Source organism: Vibrio sp. 10N.261.55.A7, assembly GCF_002877365.1.
Taxonomy (GTDB): domain Bacteria; phylum Pseudomonadota; class Gammaproteobacteria; order Enterobacterales; family Vibrionaceae; genus Vibrio.
In genome coordinates, this window is the sequence record NZ_MCWZ01000057.1 from 1 (window position 1) to 5308 (window position 5308).

Sequence of the window (5308 nt, forward strand, 5' to 3'; positions counted from 1 at the left end):
GTCAGTTTTATCAATATCCTCTTGGTGACACGCTCGCCAATGCGATGCCTGTCGCGCTCAAAAAGGGCAAGCCTGCCGATTTTACCGCTTTACTTGAATGGCAACTGACGGCGCCAGGCCGCGATCAGCTCATGCAGGGGTTTGGTCGCGCCATTAAGCAAGCCAAAGTCATGCACATGCTCGAACATGGGCCGCTGTCGCATCAGGCATTCATTGATCAAGAAATCCCGAGTGGCGTTTTAAAGACTCTGCAAGACAAAGGCTGGATTGAGAGCCAAGAGATAAAACCGAAACGCTCTCCATGGCCAAAAGAGATTGAGGCGGACGTAGAAAAGCCGAAGCTTAATGAAGAGCAGGCAATTGCGATAGCGACTGTGAATAACAACCCTGGCTTTGGGTGTTATTTACTGGAAGGGGTGACGGGCTCAGGAAAGACGGAAGTTTATCTGAATATGATTAAGCCCGTGTTGGACCAGCATCGACAAGCGTTGGTATTAGTGCCTGAGATAGGCTTAACACCGCAAACGATCAATCGATTTAGAAAGCGATTTAATGTACCGGTTGCTGTGATGCATTCAGGGCTCAATGAAACCGAGCGGCTTAATGCTTGGCTTTCAGCAAGAGATGGCATTGCGGGCATTATTATAGGGACTCGTTCTGCACTGCTCACGCCTTTCGCCGACCTTGGCATCATCATTGTTGATGAGGAGCACGATGGCTCCTATAAACAGCAAGATTCTCTACGCTATCACGCCCGTGATGTGGCGGTGATGCGGGCCAATAAAGAGCAAATTCCTATTATCCTGGGCTCAGCAACACCAGCATTTGAAACGATACACAATGCTCAAACAGGCAAGTATCATCATTTGACGCTGACGCAGAGAGCGGGTATCGCTAAGCCCGCTTCACATAAAGTGCTCGATATTAAAGGGCTCTATTTAGAGGGTGGATTGTCTGCGCCTTTGATTGCTGAGATGAGGCGTCACCTTGATGCGGGTAATCAAGTCATGCTGTTTTTAAACCGTCGAGGGTTTTCTCCTGCTTTGATGTGCCATGAATGTGGTTGGATAGCAGAGTGCAACCGTTGCGATGCGTATTATACGTTTCATCAGCATAGCCGTGAGGTGCGCTGTCATCATTGCGGCTCTCAAGAAGCGGTGGTTCATCAGTGTCATGGTTGTGGTTCAACCAATCTGGTGACGGTGGGCGTTGGTACTGAGCAGCTGGAAAGTCAGCTGTTAGAACTGTTTCCAGAATACAAGACGATAAGAATTGATAGGGATAGCACGCGTCGAAAAGGAAGCCTGGAAAGTGCATTGCAATCGATTAGGCGTGGTGAGTACAAGATTTTAATCGGGACTCAGATGCTGGCGAAAGGTCATCATTTTCCTGATGTTACCCTCGTGGGCCTGCTTGATGTTGATGGCTCGTTGTACAGCAGTGACTTTAGAGCCTCTGAGCGATTGGCTCAGCTTTTCATTCAGGTGGCTGGGCGAGCAGGGCGAGCCAGTAAACCAGGTGAAGTCATTCTCCAAAGTCACCATCCTGAGCATGAACAGTTGCAAGCGCTGATGCATCAAAGCTATCAACATTTTGCACAAACGGCCCTGCAAGAGCGAAAAATGGCACGTTTACCTCCCTACAGCTTTCTCACCCTGTTCCGAGCGGAAGCCAATGATACTCAGTTGGTGGAGGACTTTCTTCGTCAAGTGAGGCATACCTTAGAAGCCCACCCTCTGTTTGATGACTACTGCATGGTTCTTGGGCCAACCCCAGCGCCTTTAGCGAAACGTGCGGGCAAATATCGATGGCAGCTCTTGCTGCAAACTGGGACTCGCTCTTTAATGCAGAAATTGTTGACCAGCGCCAAGCCTGCAATACAAATGCTGCCTGCTTCAAAGAAAGTGCGCTGGTCAATGGATATAGAGCCACAAGATCTGAGTTAATGCCTAAATATGCAATGTTTAAAATTGAGTCATCGGCGATACAACAGAAGCGAACACGGCTCATCATTGGCAAACGGAATGACAAACGGATATTTGTGAGTGACATCACGCAACCTATGCAAAATGTGTTAATCTCACCGTAACTTTATGTTTAGAAATGAATAAACTATCAGAACATAGAAAAATAAGAGTGGGCAGCAGTTCGCCATAGTCACTTACATCAAATGCCATACTGCATGGCTGCTAACAAAGGAAAGAGGGTTAAAAATATGGCGACAATGAAGGATGTTGCCCAGCTTGCAGGAGTATCGACGGCAACCGTGTCTAGAGCTCTGATGAATCCAGAAAAGGTTTCTACGTCGACACGTAAACGTGTTGAAGATGCTGTTTTGGAAGCTGGCTATTCACCAAACTCGTTAGCGCGTAATTTACGCCGAAATGAATCGAAAACCATTGTCACTATCGTACCGGATATCTGCGACCCTTATTTCTCTGAAATAATTCGTGGCATTGAAGATGCTGCGATGGAGCACGGATACCTCGTCTTATTAGGCGACAGTTCACAACAAAAAAGACGCGAATCCTCTTTTGTTAACCTCGTTTTTACTAAGCAAGCCGATGGCATGTTATTGCTCGGTAGCGATCTTCCCTTTGATGTGAGCAAGGCTGAACAGAAAAACTTACCACCGATGGTGATGGCGTGTGAGTTTGCGCCAGAGCTTGAGCTGCCAACAGTGCATATTGATAACCTAACTTCGGCTTTTGAAGCAGTAAACTACTTGACTCAGATGGGGCACAAACGCGTGGCTCAAATCTCAGGCCCACAAACGGCTGCGTTGTGTCAGTTCCGTCATCAAGGTTACCAGCAAGCACTAAGACGTGGTGGCATTATGATGAACCCCACTCACACTGTTTACGGTGATTTTTCCTTTGAATCTGGCGCGAAAGCGGTGCGAACTCTGTTAGCGCTGCCTGAGCCACCGACGGCTATCTTCTGTCACAATGATGTGATGGCGATTGGAGCCATCCAAGAAGCGAAGAAGCTGGGCTTGCGTGTCCCTCAAGACCTTTCTGTTGTTGGGTTTGATGATATTCAATTTGCGCAGTATTGCGATCCACCACTAACGACAATGTCTCAACCTCGCTATGAGATTGGGCGTCAAGCCATGTTGATGATGCTTGAATTACTGAAAGGCCACGATGTTCGTGCAGGCTCGCGCTTGCTAGAAACACATTTAGTGGTTCGAGACAGTGCTGCGCCACCTCGTGCGATGTAGATAAATCTTCTATTTGATCGACTAGCAGCGCATTTTGGTGCGCTGCTTCCATTTCTATACTGTTATCCCTCATTAAACTGAATTACCATGTGTGCTTAGTTTTCAACGTTGATACTCCATCGTGGCAAATAAAGATTATGTAAAGCGTGGCCGGGGAAATAAGAAGCCGACCAACAGCCGAGCGTCTACGAAACGCTCATCAGGAAAGAAACCTTGGCGAAGTGGCCTCATTGCACTGATTTTAGCCGGGGCATTTGGCTATGGGCTCTATACGTTGAGTAATGATCCTGAGCCGCCAACTCCTGTAGCCAAGCCCGCAGTGAAACCGAAGAAAGCAAAGCCAGCCACGCCACTTCCAAAACCACCAGAAGAGAAGTGGGACTATGTGGATTCACTGCCGAATCGCAAGGTTGAGGTTGAAGCGAAAGAACAAGTGATTTCAGATATCCCTTATATCATGCAGTGCGGCGCCTTTAAGCTGCCTCAACAGGCTGAAGAGCGTAAAGCGAACATCGCCTTTCAAGGCATTCAAAGCTCCGTGAGAAAGAAGGAAGGCAGCAGTTGGTATCGTGTTGTTCTGGGGCCATACACACTTAAGCGAGACGCTGAACGTGATAGACACAAGCTCCAACGGGCCAAGATAGAACCTTGCGCTATTTGGAAAGACAGCCAGTAAATAAAGATCTAGATGAAAAGGCAAGCATATTTCACATGAGATAGCTTGCCTTTTCTTTTGCCTGTCATATCGCCTTTCCTCTCTAGTGCTTAAACAAAAAAAGCGATCTTGAAAAGCGCCTTCTAAGACCACATATCTCTAGTACAAACGAAAATAAATGAGGCTCTACTCGTGACTACCATCGTATCAGTACGTAGAAATAATAAAGTTGTCATCGCGGGCGATGGACAAGTATCGCTTGGTAACACCGTAATGAAGGGAAATGCCAAGAAAGTACGCCGTTTATATAACAATAAAGTGCTGGCTGGATTTGCTGGTAGTACAGCAGATGCATTCACCCTGTTTGAGCGCTTTGAAAGTAAATTGCAGATGCACCAAGGTCATCTAACCAAGGCGGCCGTTGAACTGGCAAAAGATTGGCGTAGCGATCGCGCGCTGCGTAAGTTAGAAGCACTATTGGCTGTTGCCGATGAAACCGCTTCACTCATCATTACTGGTAATGGCGATGTCGTTCAGCCAGAAAATGATTTGATTGCTATCGGATCGGGTGGCAACTTTGCTCAAGCCGCAGCAACAGCATTGCTTGAGAATACTGAATTAGATGCACTTGAAGTCGCACAGAAATCACTGAAAATTGCAGGGGATATCTGTGTGTTCACCAACCAACACCACACTATCGAAGAACTAGAAATTCCGGCTGACAAAGCTGAATAGCCATTGTTATTCATTGCGTTCAAAGCAACGAGATAATAAACAAAGATAGCTAGTGATACCGTTTTAAGGAAAACAATATGTCTGAGATGACTCCTCGTGAAATCGTTCATGAATTAAATCGCCATATTATTGGTCAAGATCAAGCCAAGCGCTCAGTGGCGATTGCACTGCGTAACCGCTGGCGTCGTATGCAGCTTGAAGAAAGCTTGCGTGCAGAGGTAACACCGAAGAACATTCTCATGATTGGCCCTACGGGCGTGGGTAAAACAGAGATCGCTCGTCGATTAGCGAAATTGGCCAACGCTCCGTTCATTAAGGTGGAAGCGACAAAATTCACCGAGGTGGGTTACGTGGGTAAGGAAGTGGAAACGATTATCCGCGACTTGACTGATGTAGCGATTAAGATGACGCATCAACAAGCGATGGAAAAAGTACAATTCCGCGCAGAAGAGCAAGCAGAAGAGCGTATCCTCGATGCTCTATTGCCACCAGCACGAGATGCTTGGGGTGAGAATGAAAAGTCAGACGACACGTCTTCAAACACTCGCCAAATATTCCGTAAGAAATTACGTGAAGGTAAATTAGACGATAAAGAAATTGAGATTGATGTCGCAGCACCGCAAATGGGTGTGGAAATCATGGCGCCTCCAGGTATGGAAGAGATGACCAACCAGCTTCAAGGCATGTTCCAAAAC

General features: G+C 47.1%; 5 protein-coding genes. All 5 read left to right on the plus strand.

Annotated features, from left to right (window positions below):
• Positions 1-1946, plus strand: a 1946-nt coding sequence (gene priA / locus BCU12_RS04955) for a primosomal protein N' (RefSeq protein WP_102403256.1), incomplete at its 5' end; no start/stop codon positions are given.
• Positions 1947-2182: 236 nt separating this feature from the next.
• Positions 2183-3223 (plus strand): DNA-binding transcriptional regulator CytR, encoded by a 1041-nt coding sequence (gene cytR, locus BCU12_RS04960; protein WP_277871255.1) that lies wholly within the window; start codon positions 2183-2185, stop codon positions 3221-3223.
• 121 nt (positions 3224-3344) lie between these two features.
• Positions 3345-3899 (plus strand): SPOR domain-containing protein, encoded by a 555-nt coding sequence (locus BCU12_RS04965; RefSeq protein WP_102403258.1) that lies wholly within the window; start codon positions 3345-3347, stop codon positions 3897-3899.
• Between the two features lie 171 nt (positions 3900-4070).
• On the plus strand, positions 4071-4613 hold the full coding sequence (gene hslV / locus BCU12_RS04970) for an ATP-dependent protease subunit HslV (protein ID WP_102403259.1): 543 nt from the start codon (positions 4071-4073) through the stop codon (positions 4611-4613).
• Between the two features lie 77 nt (positions 4614-4690).
• Positions 4691-5308: AAA family ATPase (locus BCU12_RS04975; RefSeq protein ID WP_133153811.1), on the plus strand; the 618-nt coding region annotated here is incomplete at its 3' end.

What these genes read in the sequence shown, in the direction of transcription:
- cytR (WP_277871255.1), top strand. Translation starts at nt 2,183, where the DNA reads ATGGCTGCTAACAAAGGAAAGAGGGTTAAAAATATGGCGACAATGAAG.